This window comes from Lawsonibacter celer, from assembly GCF_014281125.1.
GTDB classification, from domain to species: Bacteria; Bacillota; Clostridia; order Oscillospirales; family Oscillospiraceae; genus Lawsonibacter_B; species Lawsonibacter_B celer.
In genome coordinates, this window is the sequence record NZ_JACOEA010000002.1 from 170,215 (window position 1) to 189,636 (window position 19,422).

The window sequence follows — 19,422 nt, forward strand, 5'->3', positions numbered from 1 at the left end:
GAGAGCCGTACGCCCTCCCTTCTGCAAAAATCACAGCCGCCCGGCCGTGGGGCGCGTCACTCCCTTCGCTTCCCCGCCAGGGCAAACAAATTGCTCTCCCGGCAGGCAGTACGGAAGCGCTGACCGGTCAGGGGAAAGCACAGAAGCCTCACCGACGCGGCCAGCAGCACCCCCAGCAGGCAGGAGAGCAGCACCGCCAGGAAGCACCCAATCAGGTCCGGCACACTGTCCAGACCGCCGCCGGTCAGGCGCTGCCACACCAGCTTCCATAGCTCGATGGCCAGAGGATGGGCCAGATACACCCCAAAGGACAGCCCAGAGAGCAGTGTCAAAAGCCGGCCGCTGGTCTTGTTCTCCCCATAGGAGCGGAAGAGCAGGAAGATCACCACGGCCAGCAGGGCTGCAAACACATTTACATAGCTTTTGAAGCGCTCGTCATAGGCCCCGGCGGCGGCGCTGGCCCAGGCGGTGCCCGCTGCAATGACCGCCACATCGGCGCAGGCGATCCCCCACAGCACCCCCCGGGGCGGGAGGCGGGTCAGCCGGGCCAGCCAACCGCCCAGCAGGAAGTAGCCCAGATATCCCGCCACAAAGTTCAAATTGAGCACTGTATTTACGGTGAACAGCGGCTGAAGGGCCGCCGGCGCAAAGGCCTTTCCGGTGCTGATCCCCAGGGTGAACACCACCCAGAGGGCGACCAGGTACTTCCAATGGGCTGCGCTCAGGGCGTCAGCCATGCGCTTGAGCAGGGGTGAGAGCAGATAGATGCACCCCAGGGCGTACAAAAACCAATAGGGGGTCACCACCGGAGTGCTGATGATCAGCCGCAGCTGGGAGAGAGCCGTCTCCCGCCCCTGGAGCAGCCAGAGGAAGAAGAGCACCACACCGCTCCACACCAGCGCCGGCGTCAACAGCTTGGGCAGGCGGCGGCGCAGCAGGGCGCCCAGGTCCGCCGTCTGCTCCTGGGAGAGAAGCAGGGCCCCTGAGAGCAGGAAGAAAAGCGGCACCGCCGCAGTGGCCAGACTGGTGGTCAGGTTGGCAAAGTGCCACAGGGGGCCGGAAGCCGTGCGCAGGGGCTCCGCCGCCACGTGGAGGAACACCACCGCGAACATGGAGCACACCCGCAGCAGATCATAGTCCCGACGGCGGCTCACAGCCCCTCCGCCTTTCTGCGCAGGAGGGACAGGGGCGGCGCCTGCCGGGGCAGGCGGATGGTAAAGGGCATCTGGGGTCGGCGCACCTGCTCCAGGGGCTGCCCGTCAGCGTCGGAGAGCTCCTCCGCCCGGAAGGGGACCGGAGCCAGGCCCGGGCCCACCAGCTCCAGCTCGTCCCCGGCGGAAAACTTGTTCCTCAGAGCACATAGTGCCCGACCCGCTGGGTCGCAGGAGGTGACCACTGCGGCCACCTGCCAGTCCCGCACGTAGCGGGAGTCCCCGGTGTGCTGGCCGGGCTCGCCAAAGTAAAACCCGGTGGAGTAGGGGCGGTGGCTCACCTTGTCCAGCTCCATCCGCCACACCGGATCCAGCTCCTCCTCCGCCAGGGCCGCGTCCACCGCGTGCCGGTAGGCCCCGGTGACAATGGCGGCGTAATAGGCGCTCTTGGCCCGCCCCTCGATTTTCAGGCTGTCCAGTCCGGCGGCCATCAGCTCCGGGATGTGGTCGATCATGCACATATCCCTGGAATTGAGGATAAAGGCGCCCCCCTCGTCCTCCCCGATGGGGAAATACTCCCCGGGGCGCTTTTCCTCCACCAGGGCGTACTGATAGCGGCAGGGCTGGGCGCAGGCGCCCCGGTTGGCGTCCCGGCCGGTCATATAGTTGCTCAGCAGGCAGCGGCCGGAATAGCTCACGCACATGGCCCCGTGGACGAAGGCCTCGATCTCCAGATCCCTGGGCGTCTTGGCCCGGATTTCCGCAATTTCCTCCAGGGAGAGCTCCCGGGCCAGGATCACCCGGCTGGCCCCCAGGTCGTACCAGGCCCGGGCGGCCTGGTAGTTGGACACGCTGGCCTGGGTGGAGATATGGGCCTTCACGTGGGGGGCGTGCCGCTTGAGCAGGGAAAATACGCCCACGTCGGCCACGATAGCCGCGTCCACCCCCAGCTCCTCCAGATACTCCAGCCACTCCGGCAGGCGGGCGGCCTCCCCGTTACGGGGCATGGTGTTGCAGGTGACGTGGATGGCCGCGCCCCGGCGGCGGCACAGCTCCACCGCCTCCTTCAGCTCCGTCCAGGTAAAGTTGCCCGCAAAGGAGCGCATGCCGAAATCCGGCCCGGCCAGATACACCGCATCCGCCCCGTAGGCCAGGGACATGCGCAGGCGCTCCATATCCCCGGCGGGAGCAAGCAGCTCCAGGCGCTTATCCATTCCCGTACCGCTCCTGGGTGGCCATCCACTGCTGCATGCCGCTGTAGGACTGGAAGAAATGGTGGACCCCATCGTCGCCCAAGGCATAGTAGTAGTAGCTGGTGGACTCCGGACTTACCGCCGCCTTCAGCGCGTCCGCGCCGGGGCTGGCAATGGCCGTTGGGGGCAGGCCGGTGTGGGTATAGGTGTTATAGGGGGTATCGGCGCTGGTATCCACCTCTGTGCCGCCGGTGGCGTAGAGAATGGCCGCGTCAATGTTCAGATACCCATAGGTTCCGCCGGCCGCTGGATTGTGCAGGCGGTTGTAGATGACCGAGGCGATCTTCCCCTGGTCCGTGCCGTCCGTCTCCTTCTCGATCAGAGAGGCGATGGTAACCGCGTCCTGGATGGACAATCCATTGTCCGTCACGGTCTGCCGCATTTTATCTGTAAAAATCTGGTCAAAGCGGAGAATCATCTTGTTGAGCACGCTCACCGGGTCCTCGCCCATATAGAAATCATAGGTGTCCGGGAAGAGATAGCCCTCCAGGCGATTGGCGCTGCCCAGGGGCACCACGCCCTTGAGGAAGGAATATTTGAAGTCATAGTTGGCAGCCGTTTCGTTGAGCTCGTCCACCGTGGCCACACCCTTTTCCTCCAGCAGCGCAAAGATCTGCGCCTGGGTCATTCCCTCAGGGATTGTCACCGTGGTCACCATGCGGCTGGACGAGCTGCTGCCCAGATTGCTCAGCAGGGCCCGGTAGTCCATCTCCGTATTCAGCTCATAGGTGCCGGCGGACAGGTCATATTTGGCGTTGGTAATGGAACTGAACATTTTAAAGATGGCCTTGTATTCGATCAGGCCGTTTTCCTTGAGCAGGTCGGCCACATAGTCCATGTCGGCCTCCTTCACGGTCTGCTTCTCCTTGACCTTCTTGCCGTCCTCGCCGGTCACCTCCACCGTGATCTCCTTCTGTGTGAAGATGTCGTCGGGCAGGGTGACCACAGCGGTCAGCGGTTCTTTATTCAGTGCCAGTATATCGTTGGCCCAGGTCCATCCCAGGCCGGCCAGCAGGGCGGACACGCCCAGCACAAAAATGACATACAGCAAGGCGCCCATCGCGCCCGCCCGGCGGCGGCGACGGCGGCGCTGCGGCGGGCGGCTGCTGTGCTCCTCCTCCCGGCGGCTGTGAGACGAGGGCGCCACTCTTTTCCCGTTCTGACCGTGTCCGGCGGCGCGGCGCGGCTGATTGTAACTGGATTCCTGTGACATTGGTTCAACTCCTAACGATTGGCAGGTCCGGCTGGAACCACCCCGTAACACTGCGCATAGGATGGCTCAGTCAGAACAAGCGAGGTGAAAACAAGATGTGCTGTGGTAACAATGGCTGGGGCGGCGGCGGCTGCCTGTGGATCATCCTCATTATTATCCTCATTTGCTGCTGCTGCGGCGGCGGCAGCTGGGGCGGCTGCGGCTGCGGCTGCAACAACGGCTGCGGCTGCAACGACGGCTGCTGCTGAGCCTCTACATGCGCGGAATCGGGCGGGGCCGGAGGGCTCCGCCCTTTTCCGCATCAAAACCCGCGGGAAAGCACCCGCTTGACCGGTCGGTCAAACTCCTCCCGGGGCACCCGCTCCTGGAGCCATTCCTCCGGGCACAGGGCCACGGTAAAGCCGGAATAGCCCGCCAGGTATCGGTCGTAATAGCCTCCGCCGTGGCCCAGACGATACCCCGCCCGGTCACAGCACAGATTGGGGACCAGAATCACGTCCAACCTATCCCGCGGGACCACAGGGCAGGACTCCCCCGGCTCCGGAATTCCGAAGGGCCCCGGCACAAGTCCGGCCCGCCCGTCGATCCTCCGGGCCTCCATGTGCCGCCCGGGCATGCATCTGGGCAGGGCCACGGTCTTTCCCTCGGCCAGCATCCGGTCAATCAGGCCGGCGGTATCCGGCTCCCGGCCCACCCCGGAGAAGAGAAGCAGCGTTTTTGCCCCGCGCACCTCCGGCAGGGCCCCGAAGGCCGCCAGCAGGGGAGCGAAATCCGCCTCCGGCAGGGCGCGCACCGCCCTGCGCAGAGCGGCCTTTTCCTCACAGACGGTAGTGGGTCTCATGGAGCACCTGGGCGGCCATCCCGGCCCCCCTCAGAACTTCCACCAGCTTCAGGCCGAACACGAAGGCCGCGCCCGGGGCCTCTCCGGTGATCAGCCGGCCGTCTACCACCACCTGCTCCCCCGGACAGGCCTGAGCCTGCCCCAGCTTATCCTCCATACCCGGATAGCACACCGCCCGGCGGCCCTGCACAATGCCCAGCCGGGCCAGAAGCGTGGGGGCGGCGCAGATGGCGGCCACATACCGCCCCTGATCCCACACCTGGCGGATCAGCGCCTTGGCGGCCGGGCTGGCCTCCATGGACTCCACGCCCCCCATGCCTCCGGGAAGCATAATCAGTTCCACCTGTGCCGGGTCAACGGCGTCCAGAGTCAGGTCCGCCTCCACCGTGACGCCGTGGGCCCCGGTGACGCGGGCGCCGGCCACCCCCGTCAGAGCCGTCTCTATACCGGCCCGGCGCAGCAGGTCTGCGGGGACCAGGGCCTCGGCCTCTTCAAATCCGGTTCCCAACAAAATGACTACCATATCAAACACCTCAATTACAACAATTGCTCAAGCTTCGAGCAGCGGCTCCAGAATCGCGCCGATCTGGTCGGAGATATCTTCAATGGAGCGCACCCGGCCGTCCGGCTGCGTACAGGCCACCTTGTGCCAGCCCAGGCAGTCCGCCGCCCGCAGGGCGGTGCGGCGGCAGAGCGCCAGGTAATCCGAGTCCACCTCGTGGATGTCCGCCGCAGTATGGGTGGCGGCTTCCCGCGCGCGCAGGAGGGCCACCGACTGCTGCGTGGGCATGTCCAGATAGACCACCGCGTCCGGCCGGGGCAGACCCAGCTTATCAAACTCGAAATCCTCCAGCCATCGGAAAAAGCCCTCCCACTGCGCCTCCGGCAGCTTGCAGGCCTGGTGCACCGCGTTGGAGGTGGTATACCGGTCGGCCAGCACCAGCCCGCCGCACTGATACCACTCCCCCCACACCTTTTTCCAGGAGGCATAGCGATCCACCGCGTAAAACGCCGAAGCGGCGTAGGGGTTTACATCCCCTGGATGGGCGCCGAACTCCCCGCCCAGGTACATCCGGATCAGGGCCGAGGACGGCTCCTGATACTGGGGAAAGACCAGCCGCTGAAAGGGCTTTCCCGCCTCTTCCAGACGGCGGCAGAAGCGGCCGAACTGGGTGGATTTTCCCGACCCGTCAGTCCCCTCGAATACAATCAGCTTTCCCGCCATCTCACTTCCCCCTGATCCGTTCGCCCAGGGCGTCGCACAGCACCAGCGGCAGTTTGGCCATACGGCCGATGCGTTTGGGCTCCTTCCCCAGGCGGTAGAGCCACTCCAGTCCGGCCCTCTGGAACCATTCCGGGGCCCGGTCCACGACCCCGGCATATACGTCCAGCGCGCCGCCCAGGCCCACCATCAGGTGCGCACCGGTCTGAGGACCGTACTGCCGCATCCACAGCTCCTGCTTGGGCGCGCCCAGGCAGACAAAGCACACGTCCGCCCCGGCCGCGCGGACAGCCTGCGCCACCGGCTCGTTTTCCTTAAAATATCCGTCGTGGGTGCCGCACACCGTCAGGCCGGGATAGGCCACGGTCAGGTTGGCCGCCGCCTGTTCCGCTACACCGGGCTTGGCCCCCAGCAGGAACAGGCGCTTTCCGGAGCGCGCCATCCAGCCCATCAGTCCGGAGGCAAAGTCAATGCCCGTGACCCGTCCCTTCAGGGGGCGGCCTAAAATTTTCGCCGCATAGGTCACTCCGATCCCATCCGGAAGCACTAGGGACGCCTGGTTCAGCGCCTGACGAAAGGCTTCGTCCACCTTGGCGGTGCGCAGGAATTCCGGGTTTGGGGTGACCACGTAGTGAAACCCCTCCGCCTGCGCCAGGGCGATTCCCGCCTCCAGCGCCTCTTCCGGCGTCAGATTGTCAAAGGCCACGCCCAACACTTCTGTTTTCAACCTACAATGCCTCCGATCTTCCGCACTGCACAGGTGCAGATGTTCAAGGTATTCTACCATAACAGCTTGGAAAAGTCTACGGTGAAACCCGTGGCGGGTCCGGTCGAAAGATGAAGATTCCCTTAAATTTCTTCCAATTTTCCCGTTGACAATCCCTACACAGGCTACTATAATAAAATGCACTAAGCCGCAAGGCTATTTTTTAAACCGCTTTACTTTAATAGCTAAAAGCTTTAAAGTGGCAGAGTAAGGCGGCAATGGAGGAAATGAACATGAAAAAGCTCTCTCGCCTGACCGCATTTGCTCTGGCGGTCATCTTGGCCCTGTCCTTGGCCGCCTGCGGCAGCAGCGGCAGCGGCACCGCCGATACGCCCGCGCCCGGCACCGGTTCTCCGGCCCCCACCGGCTCCCAGTCCTCTGAGACCCCCGCCGGCAGCGGCGAGAGCTATGTGGTAGGCATCTGTCAGCTGGCCCCCCATGTGGCGCTGGACGCCGCTACCCAGGGCTTCAAGGACGCCCTGACCGAGGCGCTGGGCGACCAGGTCGCCTTTGATGAAAAGAACGCCGCCGGTGACACTCCCACCTGCTCCACCATCATCAACGGCTTTGTCTCCAACAGTGTGGACCTGATCCTGGCTAACGCCACCCCGGCTCTGCAGGCCGCCGCCACCGCCACCTCTGACATTCCCGTGCTGGGCACCTCCGTCACCGAGTACGGCGTGGCCCTGGGCATTGACGGCTTTACCGGAACCGTGGGCACCAATGTCTCCGGCACCTCCGACCTGGCCCCGCTGGATCAGCAGGCCGCTATGATCAAGGAGTGGTGCCCCGACGCCCAGAGCGTGGGCCTTCTCTACTGCTCAGCCGAGCCCAACAGCCAATATCAGGTGGACGAAGTCCAGAAGTACCTGGAGGAGCTGGGCTTCACCTGCACCCAGTACCCCTTCTCCGACACCAACGACATGGCCTCGGTCACCCAGAGCGCTGCTGACAGCAACGACGTGCTCTATGTCCCCACGGACAATACCGCGGCCAACAACACCGGTATTATTGACAACATCTGCCACGGCAAGGTGCCGGTATTTACCGGCGAGGAGGGAATCTGTGCCGGCTGCGGTGTGGCCACCCTGTCCATCAGCTATTATGACCTGGGTGTAACCACCGGCCAGATGGCGGTCAAGATCCTCACCGGCGAGGCCGATGTGTCCGAGATGCCCATTGAGTACGCCCTTCAGTTCACCAAGAAGTATAACGAGGCTATGTGTGCCGCTCTGGGCCTGACGCCTCCCGACGGCTATGAGGCGATTGCCGCCGAGTAAAGCTCCCCGTTTTCATCAAAAGCAGCGGAAAAGGCTTCCCTTTTCCGCTGCTTTGTATTATACTATTGAAAGTTATTGCCTTTTACTATAGACGGAGGGGAACTGCAATTATGTTGGGCTTTATCAATGCATTGCCAGGCGCCGTGTCCCAGGGCCTGATCTGGGGTATTATGGCCATCGGCGTCTATCTCACCTATAAGATTCTGGATGTGGCCGACCTGACCGTGGACGGTTCGATCTGCACCGGGGGCGCCGTTTTTGTGGTACTTTTTACCGGCGGCGTGCCGATGCCGCTGGCCATGCTGGCCGCCTTTGGTATTGGCCTGCTGGCCGGACTGGTGACCGGACTTCTCCACACCTTCTGCGGCATCCCCGCCATCCTGGCCGGCATTCTGACCCAGCTGGGCCTGTACTCGGTCAACATGGCGATCATGGGCATGAAGGCCACGGTGGCCATCAACGTCACCAACCCCGACCTGCTGGATCAGCTGCTGGTTTCCCTGCGCTTTGTGCAGGATGTGGCGAAGGGCACCCGCCCCTTCTGGCGGCACCCCATTTTCGTGGTAGGCCTGTTCACCGTGGTGGTCATTGCCGCCCTCTACTGGTTCTTCGGCACTGAGCTGGGCGCCTCCCTGCGGGCCACGGGCTCCAACCAGAACATGGCCCGGGCCCAGGGCATCAATACCAGCTTTACCACGGTGCTGGGCCTTATGCTCTCCAACGGCATGGTGGCCCTGTCCGGCGCTCTGCTGGCCCAGTACACCAGCGCCAGCGAGATTAATATGGGCCGGGGCGCCATTGTCATCGGCCTGGCCGCCGTCATCATCGGCGAGGTCCTCTTCGGCAAGGTATTCCGCAACTTTTCCCTCAAGCTCCTGGCCGTGTCCATCGGCGCGATCATCTATTACATCGTCCTCCAGGCGGTGCTGGCCCTGGGCCTCAATCCCAACTATCTCAAGCTGCTCTCCGCGGTGATTGTGGCCATCTTCCTCAGCGTCCCCTACTGGAAGGGCAAATATTTCGGCAAATCACTCAAGAAGGGAGCTGGCAGCCATGCTTGAGGTCCAGGACATCTACAAGACCTTTAACCCGGGAACCGTCAACGAGAAGCGTGCCCTGAACGGGGTATCCGTCACGCTGAACGACGGAGACTTTGTCACCGTCATCGGCGGCAACGGCGCGGGCAAATCCACACTGCTCAACGCCATTGCCGGCGTGTGGCCGGTGGACCGGGGTGCGATTCTGATCGACGGGCAGAACGTGACCCGTCTGCCGGAGCACAAGCGGGCCAAATTTATCGGCCGGGTGTTTCAGGACCCCATGATGGGCACGGCCGCCTCCATGCAGATTGAGGAGAATTTGGCTCTGGCCGCCCGCCGGGGAGAGAGCCGCACGCTCCGCGCCGGCATCACCAAGGCGGAGCGTGAAACCTACCGCGAGCTGCTGAAGATCCTGGATCTGGGGTTGGAGGACCGCCTGACCAGCAAAGTGGGCCTGCTCTCCGGCGGTCAGCGCCAGGCCCTTACTCTGCTGATGGCCACGCTGAAAAAGCCCAAGCTTCTGCTGCTGGACGAGCACACCGCCGCCCTCGACCCCAAGACTGCGGCCAAGGTGTTGGACACCACGGAGAAAATTGTCCAGCGGGACCGGCTGACCACCCTGATGATTACCCACAACATGCGCGACGCCATCGCCCACGGCAACCGGCTGATTATGATGTACGAGGGCCGCGTGGCCATCGACGTGTCCGGTGAGGAGAAGAGGAAGCTCACCGTGGAGGACCTACTGGCAAAATTCGGCCAGGTCAGCGGCTCGGACGAGGCCAACGACAAGCTGCTGCTCTCGTAATGCCCGCCATGGATAGAAAAAGTGGTCTGACTTTTCGCTCTGCAGGCCAAGAGGATGTCCCTCTGATCCTGCACTTTATCCGCGCCCTGGCGGAATATGAAAAAATGCTGGACCAGGTGGTCGCCACCGAATCGCTGCTTCGGGAATGGATTTTTGAACGGCAAAAGGCGGAGGTTCTCTTTGCGCTTGCGGATGGAAAAGAGGTGGGCTTTGCCCTGTTCTTCCACAATTTCTCCACCTTCCTGGGCCGCTCCGGACTCTATCTGGAGGATCTCTTCGTCTCCCCGGAGCACCGGGGAAAGGGGTATGGAAAGGCGATCTTGACACAGCTTGCACAGATTGCCCTGGAACGCGGCTGCGGAAGACTGGAATGGTCGTGTCTGGACTGGAATCAGCCGAGCATCAACTTCTACCGCTCCCTTGGTGCGGAGCCCATGGAGGACTGGACCGTCTACCGTCTGGCCGGTGACACGCTCAGGCGGGTGGCTGAGGGCGGGGCACAGCCACCCTTCCAAGGGAATTAAAAGGAAACGAAGCGGCGTTCCGGCCATGGCCGGAACGCCGCTTCGTCTTCATCCGGGCAGGGCCCGTCCGTCCACATTCTCCTACACCGGTAGAATCCCGGTGTAGGAGAACAGGGTGTACACCAGGCTGGCCGCCTCCTCCCGGGTGGTGGCAGCCGTGGGGACGATCTCCTCCAAATCCTCCCACAGCAGGTTGATGGTGTTGCCCAGAAGGCCCTGCTGGCTGCACGCCAGAAGCCAAGTCTCCGCCTGTGCCCAGGAGGCATAACCGGAAAGCTCCGCCGCCTGAAGGGCGTCCTCCGGCATGGCCAGAGCAGCCTCATAGAAATACAGATTCAGCCGCTCCGCCATGCGACCCATGATGGCGATAAACTGTTCGTGGGTCACCGGATCGTCCGGGCGGAACTTTCCGCCGCCCACGCCGGTCACCAGGCCCAGATTCGCCAGAGCGTTGACGGCCTGCCCATACCACATGTCCAGCGACACGTCCGTAAAATTACTCTCCTTTACCGGCAGGGTGTAGCCCAGTGCCTGATAGAGCAGGGCGCACAGCTGGGCTCGGGTGAGCGTTCCCTCCGGGTGGAAGGCGCCGCTTCCGTCGCCGGCCACAATGCCGTAGGTGGCCAGAATATCAATCTGCTGTCCGTAAGGGGACCCCGCCGTATCCGAGAAGTCCCTGGACCGATAGTCCAGTCCGTGGGCCTGGGCCACCGCCTCCGGGGAGGTATCCTTCCAGCCGGTGGAACCTCCGGTCCCCTCCAGCAGGCGCACATTGGAGGGAATCGCCTCCAGCAGCAGCGTAAAAGCTGCACGGTTCTCCTCCTGCAACGCGGTGTCCAGGTTGATGTACCAGCGCCATCCCATGTCCAGCCGCAGCAGCCCGGTGGTATCCCCCTTGGGGTTCGAGGTGCACAGCAGCTTCGCCACCTCGTCCGCAGCCCCGGCGGGCACCAGCAGATGGGGGATGACCCCCACCGTGTCCGTGGTATTGCCCGAGGCGGAGAAGAAGCGGTAGGAGGTAATCTTCATGGCATCGCCGTCGGGGAAATACTCCGGCAGGGCCTCTTTGTCCAGCACGCTCTGGGCCACGCCCTTTCCATAGGTACGTTCCCCCACCGCGATCCCCGCGTTTTTGTCCCGCACTGCGGCGGTAAACAGCTCGGAGGCACTGGCCGTATAGGGGTCTGTCAGCACAATGACCGGGTCCAGAGTAATGGAGTCCTCATTGGTGCCATAAGCGCCGTACTCCCCGCTGCTGTCCCGGAGATAGGCCAGCGCGCCCGAGCCGGTAAACAGGCCGACCGAGCGAATGGCTGCGTCAATCACGCCTCCACCGTTGGAACGCAGGTCCACAATCCAGTGATCCACCGCGCTGTCATTTGCGGTGATCCCGTCGGTAAAATGACCCAAGGTCTCCGCGCCAAAGGTATCGCATTCAATCAGGCCGATGTGCCCGTCCTCCACCTGGGTAATGGTGGCGGGTATGACCACCTCCCTGCGGGTGAGGGTTACGGTGTGGCGGCCCCCACCCCGGATATAGGTGATGGATACCTGGGTGCCCTCTTCTCCGCGCATCCACTCCGCCACCGTCTCCACCGTCTCTCCGGCGGTTGCCTTTCCGTCCACAGCGGTAATCAGATCGCCCTTTTCCAGTCCGCCGTCCTGGGCGGGAGAGTCGTCGTACACATATTCAACGCGCAGTCCCCCCTCCTCCTGTACCGAGGCCACCCCGATCCCCACCAGCGAGGTGTCCAGCATGGTGCTGCTGAACTGCTCGTACTCCTCTGGTGTAAAGTAGGCGGTGTAGGGGTCGCCCAGTGCCTCCACCATATCCTGAATCGTGGGCTGGGTCAGCACTCCTTCCGGCACCTCATCAATATAGTGCTTCACCAGCAGTTCCCTGGCCTGATCCAGAGTCAATGCGTGGGCAGCCGGCGCAAGCGCAAGCGCAAGAGTGAGTCCAACGGCCGTCAGGCGGGCGGAAATACGGTGTTTCATAGGCACAATCCTCCTAATATTATGTAACCCATATTTTACAACAAAATGGACGCAGACACAATGCCCGCGTCCGTTTTGTTTCTTTTTGTCATTCTTCCGGCAAATGCACTGCGCTTGTGCCTCCGCCTGTCCCAGGGCCCGGTGTTATGTCATCCTGGGTGACCTATCCGGCGTCCTCCCCCAGGATGCGCACAGCCGTGCCGTAAGCCGTCACCTCCGCAGCCCCCTGCATGACCGAGGAGGAGGTATAGCGCAGGTTGACCACCGCATCCGCTCCCATCTCCTCCGCCTCATCCACCATACGTTTGGTTGCGATCTGCCTGGCCTGTTTGAGCATGTCGGTATAGCTCTCAATCTCGCCCCCCACGAGCGTCTTCATGCCGGCCATGAAATCCTTGCCAAAGTTCTTAGACTGAACCACACTGCCTTTGACCACACCCAGTGCCTCAATCTTTTTTCCTGGAATATAGTCAATATTTAGAAGCAACATCTTCTTCTCCTCCTTTAATCTGTTTGAAGCGCTGAATCAGCGCAAGAAAAACGCCCACTACCGGCACTACCGGAAGCGCCAGCAAGAAAATCAGCACCGGCAGAGGCGGCGCCCCCTCCGGGTCCACGGCAAACGCCCAAACCATCAGAGCGATAACCGCCCCCATCAGCCCGGTAAAGACCGCCGCGGCGAGAATGGGCCCAACATATCGCTTCCTGGTGTCGTTCTTTTTGATATTCACAAAATTCGTTCCCTCCCGTTCCAGCTGCTCCATCTCTTCCAAATAGTGCTCCGCCTCCAACGCGGCCAGCGTCACCTCCGCATCCCGGAGACGTCCGCACAGCAGCTTCATCGTCTCCAGATTCTCCTGCTCCCGCTCCAGCTGGATCACATGGCGGCGCATACCGTCCGAAAGTGTGAGCGTCCCCCGCTGCATCCTGCGGATCTCCTCCAGGGGCAGGTCCAGCTTGCGCAGCAGTTTGATCTTCTTCAGGGTTTCCACATCCGCCTCGCCATAGTCCCGATATCCGTTTTCCGCGTTTCTGTCCGGGGCCAACAGCCCCTCCTTTTCATAGAACCGGATATTGCGTTTGGTGACCCCCACCAGCCGCTCCACCTCGTTGATTTTCATTTCCTCTCCTCCCTGTAGGAACAGCATACACCTTTCACCCAATGGAAGGTCAAGGCTTTTTTGCCGCAAAGGATAGAACAGTCCCCCGGCTTTGGCCGAGGGACCGGGTGATTATTCTGATTTTACCAGGTTTACCAGCACATCCGTCATCTTTTCCAGCGCGTTCACCGGGATGTATTCGTGCACGCCGTGGAAGTTGATGCCGCCAGTCCCCAGATTGGGGCAGGGCAGGCCCATGTAGGACAGCCGAGCGCCGTCGGTGCCGCCGCGGACCGGCACCACCGCCGGCTCCACCCCCACCGCCGTCATGGCGGCCCGGGCCCGGTGGATCAGATACATATGCGGCTCCACCATTTCCCTCATGTTGTAGTATTGATCCTTCAGCGTCAGCTCCACCGTACCCGCGCCATACTTGGCGTTCATCTGGCCCACCAGGTCGGTCATCCGCTGCTTGCGGGCCAAAAAGAGCTCTTTATCGTGCTCCCGGATGATGCAGCCAATATCCACGCAGGTGACATTGCCCTCAATGGAATTGACATGGTAAAAGCCCTCGTAGCCCTCCGTGGTGCCGGGGGTCTCATCTGCAGGCAGCAGGGAGATCAGCTCGTTGGCGATGAGCACGGCGTTCTTCATCTTATTCTTTGCCTCTCCGGGGTGGATATTCACGCCGTGGATCGTGATTTTGGCGCTGGCCGCGTTGAAGTTTTCATACTCCAGCTGGCCCAACGCGCCGCCGTCCACGGTGTAGGCCACCGCAGCGCCGAAGCCGGCCACGTCAAATTTGTCCGCGCCGCGGCCCACCTCCTCGTCCGGAGTAAAGCATACGGCAATGCGGCCGTGAGGAATCTCCGGGTGCTGGGTCAGGTATTCCACAGCAGTGACGATCTCGGCAATGCCCGCCTTGTCGTCGGCGCCCAGCAGGGTGGTGCCGTCGGTCACGACCAGGTCCTGTCCCACATAGCGGTTCAGGGTGGGAAACTTCGCCGGGCTAAGCACAATATTTTGCTCCATGTTGAGCACCACGTCGCTTCCGTCGTAGTGCACGATACGGGGCTTCACATCCGCGCCAGAGGCCTCGGGAGAGGTATCCATATGGGCGATCAGGCCCACGCAGGGCACGCCCTCGCACCCGGCGGTGGCGGGCAGCCAGGCGTACACATAGCCGAACTCATCCATATGGGCGTTATGCAGCCCAAGGGCGCCCAGTTCCTCCGCCAGTGCCGCGCCCAGCACCTTCTGTTTGTCCGTGGAGGGCATCTGCTCCTGCCCCTCGGCGGACTGGGTATCAAAACTGACATACTTCAAAAAGCGATTTAAGGCGTTCATAAGCACGCTTCCTTTCATCTGGAGCCCCGATTTGCCCTTGACGGCCGGGGCCGGTTGGAATACACTGGATTTATGCCAGCTTTATTTTAACATAGAAGGAGCGTATTTTCCATGGCTATTCTGCAGGAATTTACTTTTCCCTCCAGCGACGGCCTCCACCAGGTCCACGCGATGGAGTGGCTGCCCGAATCCGGCGCCCCGAAGGCGGTGGTCCAGCTGGTCCACGGCATTTCCGAGCATATCGGCCGCTACGACGCCTTTGCCCGTTTCCTCACAGAGCACGGCTATGCGGTAGTGGGGCACGACCATCTGGGACATGGCCGCACAGCCAGCGGACCGGAGGAATATGGCTTCTTTGCCGAACAGGACGGGTGGAAGCACGTGCTGCGGGATGCCCGCACACGCCGGAAGCTGGCCGGGGAGCGCTTTCCCGGCCTGCCCTATTTCCTCATGGGGCACTCTATGGGGTCCTTTGTGGTCCGCGGCTATCTGATGGTCTATCCCGGCACCGTGGACGGGGCCATCCTCTCCGGCACCGGCCAGGAGCCCCCCTTCCGGGTCAATACAGCCCGTATTCTTTCCGCCCTGGCCATCCGCTCCAAAGGGGCCCGCAGCCAGAGCAAGCTGATCAGCGCCCTGTCCGTGGGCGCCTACAACAAACAGTTTGCCCCCAACCGCACTGGCGCGGACTGGATCTCCCGGGACACAGCGGTGGTGGACGCCTATCTGCGCGACCCCCTGTGCCGCTTTCTCCCCTCCGCCGGGATGTACCACGACATGATGCTGGGCCTGCAGTTTCTAGTTAAGCCAGAGCATCTGCGCCGTCTGGATCCGGACACGCCCGTGTACCTCTTTGCCGGAGATCAGGACCCGGTAGGCGCCTGCGGCGCGGGGGTACGGAGAGTAGCGGACATGCTCCGCCGGGCCGGGGTCAAAGATGTGACCGTCCGACTCTACCCCGGCGGCCGACATGAGATGCTCAACGAACTCAACCGTGACGAGGTGTTCCAGGATACGCTGGATTGGCTCGAGGCCCGCTGTACCCGGCGCGGGGAGTCGGGAGCCGCCGGCGCCTGACCCCTCTCCACGGCGGCAAAAGCGCCGCGGGATGTGTGTCCCGCGGCGCTTTTTCGCATATTCCGGTGCTTACAGGTCGTCCTCAATGAGGCCGTAGCCCCCATCGTTGCGCTTATACACCACCGAGAACGCTCCGTCCGCTTCTGCGTTTTTGAACGCGAAAAAGGCGTGGTCCAGCAGGTTCATCTGGAGCACCGCCTCCTCCACCGACATCTGCTTGATGGGGAAGCGCTTGGTGCGGACAATCCGGAACTCCCCCTCCTCCTCTTCCGGAGCAAAGGAGGAGATCTCCGCTTCCACACTGCGCTCAAAGGCATTCTCCCGCAGGCGTTTTTCCAGGCGGGCCTTGTTCTTGCGGATCTGCCGCTCCACCGAGGAGACCGCCGCGTCAATGGTGGCAAACATATCGGAGGTGCTCTCCGCCACACGGATGATTGTGCCGCCGGAGCGGATGGTCAGCTCCACGTTGTTGCGGTCCTTTTCTACGCTGAAAACAACGGCGGCCTGGGCGTCCGCCTTAAAATAACGGTCTAATTTGCCCACCTTTTTCTCGGCATAAGCATGCACCTTGTCCGGCAGATTGACCTTTTTGTCTGTGAATACCAACTTCATAGTTTTCAGCTCCTTCCGTCCCCCAAGGGGGACTTATGTCATTCGCGGAGACACCAGGTCTGTCTCCTTATTGTAAGTATACCACATATGTTCTGGATTGTCACAGTGTTTTTGGAAGTTTTCACAATTCATTCATTTTTGCGACCCTGAGGGCCCGGGGATTTTGCACCGCTTTCGACTCCCCCTCCAGTTCCTTCCCGCCCTCGTCGTGCCATTTTGTCTGCTTTTACTATTGTATTTCTCCGGGTTTCGTACTAAAATCCTAGCGTTAATAAGGAGGTATGATTTATGGTACTCGAAATGAAATTCGATTCTCTGGAGGAGCTTACACAACTCCAGCAGCTGGCTGCCCACGCCGACCAGCCCGTCTATCTGGGCAATGAGGACGACTCCATCCGGGCGGACGCCCGTTCCTTTTTGGGCCTGATGGCCCTGGACTACACTGCTCCGGTGCGTGTCATCACCGATTCCTTCTACGTCATCCGTCAGCTGGAAAACCGGCTGCGCCGTCAGGATGCCGCCGCCCGCTCTTGAAATACCAGTCTTCCCCTGTATCAGTAAGTGTGGGGGCCGCAAAACGGCCCCCACACTTCATTTCTATTCCAAACAATTCTTGCAATTTTTTCGACGCAATGTTATAGTTGTTTTTGTAGAAATTGCCCAAAACAAATCGACGGAAGGATGAGATCTATGAAAAAGCTGCTGTCTGCTCTCCTGGCACTCTGTCTGACGCTGAGTCTCTGCGCCCCCGCCCTCGCCGCCGGTGAAAGCCTGGATCACTTTAAAGCCACCGAGGTCTACGCTGACTAGTTCCAGGATGTGGCCGCCGACGCCTGGTATCTCCAGTCTGTCAAGACCTGCTACGAGTATGGCCTGATGAAGGGAGCCTCCGCCGTTGCCTTCAATCCCGACGGTGTGCTCTCCGTGGCTGAGGCACTGGTCATGGCCGACCGGGTCCACGGGATTTTCACCGACGGCGAGAGTACCCTCACCAACGGTACCCCCTGGTATCAGCCCTATGTGGACTACGCCCTGGAGAAGGGCATCATCCAGGCGGAGGACTTTTCCGACTACACCGCCAAGGTAACCCGCGCCCAGATGGCCTATATCTTCTATCATTCCCTGCCCGCCAGCGCCCTGCCCGCCATCAACGATGTGCTCTCTCTGCCCGATGTGGATGCCTCCGCTCTCTATTCCGAAGAGGTGTTTGCCCTGTATGACGCGGGCGTACTGACCGGCAGCGACATCTACGGCACCTGCAAGCCAGACTCCACCATCACCCGCGCAGAGGCCGCCGCCATCATCTCCCGCGTAGCCATCCCCGCCCAGCGCAAAACCTTCACGCTGCTCAAGCAGCAGACCCTGGGCAGCGAGGTCGTGCTCGCCCTGCCTCAGGGCGCACAGGCCGACAGTTCCTCCGGCATCCCCACTTTCCTCGACCTGGAAACCGGTTCCGGCGCGATCATCAACAGCAGCACGGACGAAGCTTACCGCGGTATGTCTATCACGCTGCTCTCCGCCGCGGAAATGACTGAGCTGCTGACAAGCTCTTTCCAGGCCTCCGGTCTCACTCTGAGCGATGCTGTGTCTACGGCCGTATCGTTTGGCGCGATCAAGTCCTACCGCACCACCGGTCTCTTTACCGATGCGGACGGCATCAAGCTGCAGACTGTGATCTATACCTATATCTCCAGCAGCACCATGCATATGATCTGCCTGGTGGCCGCCGAACAGAGCGACCCCGCGCTGCTGCAAAATATGGCGAATTACCTAAGTGTCGCCTCCTGCACCGTCTCCCCAAAACTGTAAGGCCAGCCCCGGCGGGGCCGCAGGACAGACAAAACACCCCCGGTGCGGATTAGTCCGCGCCGGGGGTGTTCTACTTATGGCTCCTATTTCACTCGCTCGCCATTGATGAACACGGCGCTGACGCTGCTGCGCCAGTCAAAGGGATGTCCCTTGGAGACCACCACATCCGCGTCCTTGCCCGGAGTAAGGGTCCCAACCCGGTCCCCAATGCCCGCAATCTCCGCGGCGCTGCGGGTAATAGCGGCCAGGGCGGTCTCCTCTTCCATGCCGCCCCGCACCGCCAGGGCGGCGCACTGGGGCAGGTACTGAATGGGGATCTCCGGATGGTCGGTGCAGATGGCCACCTTCACCCCCGCTTTTGCTAGAAGCGCCGTGTTCTCCAGGGTTAAATTGGCCAGTTCCGGCTTGCTCCGGTCGCTGAGATTGGGCCCCGTAATCACTGCCGCCCCCTCTTCCGCCAGCTGCCGGGCCACCAGGTGCCCCTCTGTGCCGTGGACGATGACGTACCTGAGCCCAAACTCCTTGGCAATCCGCACCGCCGTGGCAATGTCGTCCGCCCGATGGGCATGGAAATGGGCCGGCAACAGTCCGTTTACCACCGGCAGCAGTGCCTCCAGCTTGGCGTCGAAGTCCGGCATATCCTCCTCTGGGTCCTCTCCTGCCTTCTCCTGCTTATCCCGGTATTCCAGCGCTTTGGAGAGGTTTTCCCGAATGATGGAAGCGGTAGCCATCCGGGTCATGGGGCTCTCCTTGCGCTCATTATACACCCCCTTGGGGTTCTCGCCCATGGCAAATTTCATGGCCGCAGGCGCCTTTAAGACCATCTGATCCACCCAGCGGCCGTTGGTTTTAATGGCCAGAAACTGTCCGGCAATGGGGTTGGCGCTGCCCGGGCCGGTGAGCACCGTGGTCACGCCCCCCTCCCGCGCCTCCTCCAGGCAGCGGTCCAAGGGGTTAAAGCCGTCAATGGCCCGCAGCTGAGGTGTGCAGGGGTCGGTCATCTCATTGACGTCATCCCCTTCAAAACCCAGGGCGTTGCCGCACATGCCCAGGTGGCAGTGGGCGTCCACAAAGCCCGGAAGGATATGCCCGCCCTCCGCGTCCAGCACCGGTCCGTCTTCCCGGGGCAGGGCGGACATGGGGCCTACCGCCTTGATGGTCCCGCCTTCAATCTGTACGAAGCCCCGTTCGATCACAGGGCCGTCCATGGTGTGTACTACGCCGTTTTGAATGATCATTTCCGCCTCTCGCACCTTTCGACAAAACTTCTGTTTGACATATTTAGAAAATTATGGTATTTTATGCTCACAGCTCAACCAATATTCCCTGTTCATGATTCCATTCTCCCGCACACATTGCTTTTGGGCGTCTCCGCTGGCGG

21 protein-coding genes are annotated in these 19,422 nt (G+C 61.8%); 8 read left to right on the forward strand and 13 right to left on the reverse strand.

Annotation, left to right across the window (positions count from 1 at the left end; genetic code table 11):
* Positions 1 to 56: 56 nt before the first annotated feature.
* Genes H9Q75_RS05550 through mltG form a run of 3 tightly spaced genes read right to left on the reverse strand, consistent with a single transcriptional unit; the run spans position 57 to position 3,617 of the window.
* A complete protein-coding gene (locus tag H9Q75_RS05550; protein WP_341480910.1) occupies positions 57 to 1,154 on the reverse strand; it encodes an acyltransferase in 1,098 nt (365 codons plus the stop codon).
* Positions 1,151 to 2,365: a peptidase U32 family protein gene (locus tag H9Q75_RS05555; RefSeq protein ID WP_186565184.1), complete on the reverse strand. Its 1,215-nt coding sequence runs from the start codon at positions 2,363 to 2,365 to the stop codon at positions 1,151 to 1,153. Before H9Q75_RS05555 ends, H9Q75_RS05550 begins: the two co-directional genes overlap by 4 nt.
* On the reverse strand, positions 2,358 to 3,617 hold the full coding sequence (mltG, locus tag H9Q75_RS05560) for an endolytic transglycosylase MltG (RefSeq protein ID WP_186565185.1): 1,260 nt from the start codon (positions 3,615 to 3,617) through the stop codon (positions 2,358 to 2,360). Before mltG ends, H9Q75_RS05555 begins: the two co-directional genes overlap by 8 nt.
* A gap of 95 nt (positions 3,618 to 3,712) precedes the next feature.
* Between mltG and H9Q75_RS05565 the strand changes: the two genes are divergently transcribed.
* The gene (locus tag H9Q75_RS05565; protein ID WP_186565186.1) at positions 3,713 to 3,865 is read left to right on the forward strand and encodes a hypothetical protein; all 153 of its coding nucleotides are present in this window, start codon (positions 3,713 to 3,715) and stop codon (positions 3,863 to 3,865) included.
* Between the two features lie 53 nt (positions 3,866 to 3,918).
* Here H9Q75_RS05565 and H9Q75_RS05570 read toward each other — a convergent pair whose 3' ends face one another.
* Genes H9Q75_RS05570 through H9Q75_RS05585 form a run of 4 tightly spaced genes read right to left on the reverse strand, consistent with a single transcriptional unit; the run spans position 3,919 to position 6,407 of the window.
* Complete coding sequence (locus tag H9Q75_RS05570) at positions 3,919 to 4,458, reverse strand: 5-formyltetrahydrofolate cyclo-ligase (protein ID WP_186565187.1); 540 nt, start codon at positions 4,456 to 4,458, stop codon at positions 3,919 to 3,921.
* Positions 4,436 to 4,981, reverse strand: a complete 546-nt coding sequence (locus H9Q75_RS05575) for a DJ-1 family glyoxalase III (RefSeq protein WP_186565188.1) — start codon at positions 4,979 to 4,981, stop codon at positions 4,436 to 4,438. The genes H9Q75_RS05570 and H9Q75_RS05575 overlap by 23 nt, the downstream gene beginning before the upstream one ends.
* A 27-nt stretch (positions 4,982 to 5,008) precedes the next feature.
* Positions 5,009 to 5,683 carry a dTMP kinase gene (locus H9Q75_RS05580; protein WP_186565189.1) on the reverse strand — a complete coding sequence of 225 codons (675 nt, stop codon included), beginning with the start codon at positions 5,681 to 5,683 and terminating at the stop codon, positions 5,009 to 5,011.
* Position 5,684: 1 nt separating this feature from the next.
* Entirely contained in the window at positions 5,685 to 6,407 is a 723-nt protein-coding gene (locus tag H9Q75_RS05585) for a WecB/TagA/CpsF family glycosyltransferase (RefSeq protein WP_186565190.1), read from the reverse strand.
* A gap of 272 nt (positions 6,408 to 6,679) precedes the next feature.
* Between H9Q75_RS05585 and H9Q75_RS05590 the strand changes: the two genes are divergently transcribed.
* From H9Q75_RS05590 to H9Q75_RS05605, 4 genes are all read left to right on the forward strand, one after another.
* A complete protein-coding gene (locus tag H9Q75_RS05590) occupies positions 6,680 to 7,726 on the forward strand; it encodes an ABC transporter substrate-binding protein (protein WP_186565191.1) in 1,047 nt (348 codons plus the stop codon).
* Between the two features lie 110 nt (positions 7,727 to 7,836).
* On the forward strand, positions 7,837 to 8,787 hold the full coding sequence (locus H9Q75_RS05595) for an ABC transporter permease (protein WP_186565192.1): 951 nt from the start codon (positions 7,837 to 7,839) through the stop codon (positions 8,785 to 8,787).
* Entirely contained in the window at positions 8,780 to 9,574 is a 795-nt protein-coding gene (locus H9Q75_RS05600) for an ABC transporter ATP-binding protein (protein WP_186565193.1), read from the forward strand. The genes H9Q75_RS05595 and H9Q75_RS05600 overlap by 8 nt, the downstream gene beginning before the upstream one ends.
* An 8-nt stretch (positions 9,575 to 9,582) precedes the next feature.
* Complete coding sequence (locus H9Q75_RS05605) at positions 9,583 to 10,098, forward strand: GNAT family N-acetyltransferase (protein ID WP_186565194.1); 516 nt, start codon at positions 9,583 to 9,585, stop codon at positions 10,096 to 10,098.
* A gap of 81 nt (positions 10,099 to 10,179) precedes the next feature.
* Here the strand turns inward: H9Q75_RS05605 and H9Q75_RS05610 are convergent, their stop codons facing one another.
* From H9Q75_RS05610 to pepT, 4 genes are all read right to left on the reverse strand, one after another.
* Complete coding sequence (locus H9Q75_RS05610) at positions 10,180 to 12,096, reverse strand: S41 family peptidase (RefSeq protein WP_186565195.1); 1,917 nt, start codon at positions 12,094 to 12,096, stop codon at positions 10,180 to 10,182.
* 163 nt (positions 12,097 to 12,259) lie between these two features.
* Complete coding sequence (locus tag H9Q75_RS05615) at positions 12,260 to 12,586, reverse strand: YbjQ family protein (protein WP_186565196.1); 327 nt, start codon at positions 12,584 to 12,586, stop codon at positions 12,260 to 12,262.
* Positions 12,567 to 13,217 (reverse strand): MerR family transcriptional regulator, encoded by a 651-nt coding sequence (locus H9Q75_RS05620; RefSeq protein WP_186565197.1) that lies wholly within the window; start codon positions 13,215 to 13,217, stop codon positions 12,567 to 12,569. The genes H9Q75_RS05615 and H9Q75_RS05620 overlap by 20 nt, the downstream gene beginning before the upstream one ends.
* 111 nt (positions 13,218 to 13,328) lie before the next feature.
* Complete coding sequence (gene pepT, locus H9Q75_RS05625) at positions 13,329 to 14,543, reverse strand: peptidase T (RefSeq protein ID WP_186565198.1); 1,215 nt, start codon at positions 14,541 to 14,543, stop codon at positions 13,329 to 13,331.
* 111 nt (positions 14,544 to 14,654) lie between these two features.
* Here pepT and H9Q75_RS05630 point away from each other — a divergent pair, with 111 nt between their 5' ends.
* Positions 14,655 to 15,620 (forward strand): alpha/beta hydrolase, encoded by a 966-nt coding sequence (locus tag H9Q75_RS05630; protein WP_186565199.1) that lies wholly within the window; start codon positions 14,655 to 14,657, stop codon positions 15,618 to 15,620.
* A gap of 69 nt (positions 15,621 to 15,689) precedes the next feature.
* On the opposite strand, the gene hpf is transcribed toward H9Q75_RS05630, so the two are convergent.
* The gene (hpf, locus tag H9Q75_RS05635; RefSeq protein WP_186565200.1) at positions 15,690 to 16,232 is read right to left on the reverse strand and encodes a ribosome hibernation-promoting factor, HPF/YfiA family; all 543 of its coding nucleotides are present in this window, start codon (positions 16,230 to 16,232) and stop codon (positions 15,690 to 15,692) included.
* 288 nt (positions 16,233 to 16,520) lie between these two features.
* Between hpf and H9Q75_RS05640 the strand changes: the two genes are divergently transcribed.
* Both H9Q75_RS05640 and H9Q75_RS05645 read left to right on the forward strand, forming a co-directional pair.
* Positions 16,521 to 16,766, forward strand: a complete 246-nt coding sequence (locus H9Q75_RS05640) for a hypothetical protein (RefSeq protein ID WP_186565201.1) — start codon at positions 16,521 to 16,523, stop codon at positions 16,764 to 16,766.
* A 285-nt stretch (positions 16,767 to 17,051) separates the two neighbouring features.
* On the forward strand, positions 17,052 to 18,041 hold the full coding sequence (locus H9Q75_RS05645) for an S-layer homology domain-containing protein (RefSeq protein WP_186565202.1): 990 nt from the start codon (positions 17,052 to 17,054) through the stop codon (positions 18,039 to 18,041).
* An 83-nt stretch (positions 18,042 to 18,124) separates the two neighbouring features.
* Here the strand turns inward: H9Q75_RS05645 and H9Q75_RS05650 are convergent, their stop codons facing one another.
* Complete coding sequence (locus tag H9Q75_RS05650; protein ID WP_186565203.1) at positions 18,125 to 19,279, reverse strand: amidohydrolase; 1,155 nt, start codon at positions 19,277 to 19,279, stop codon at positions 18,125 to 18,127.
* Positions 19,280 to 19,422 lie beyond the last annotated feature (143 nt).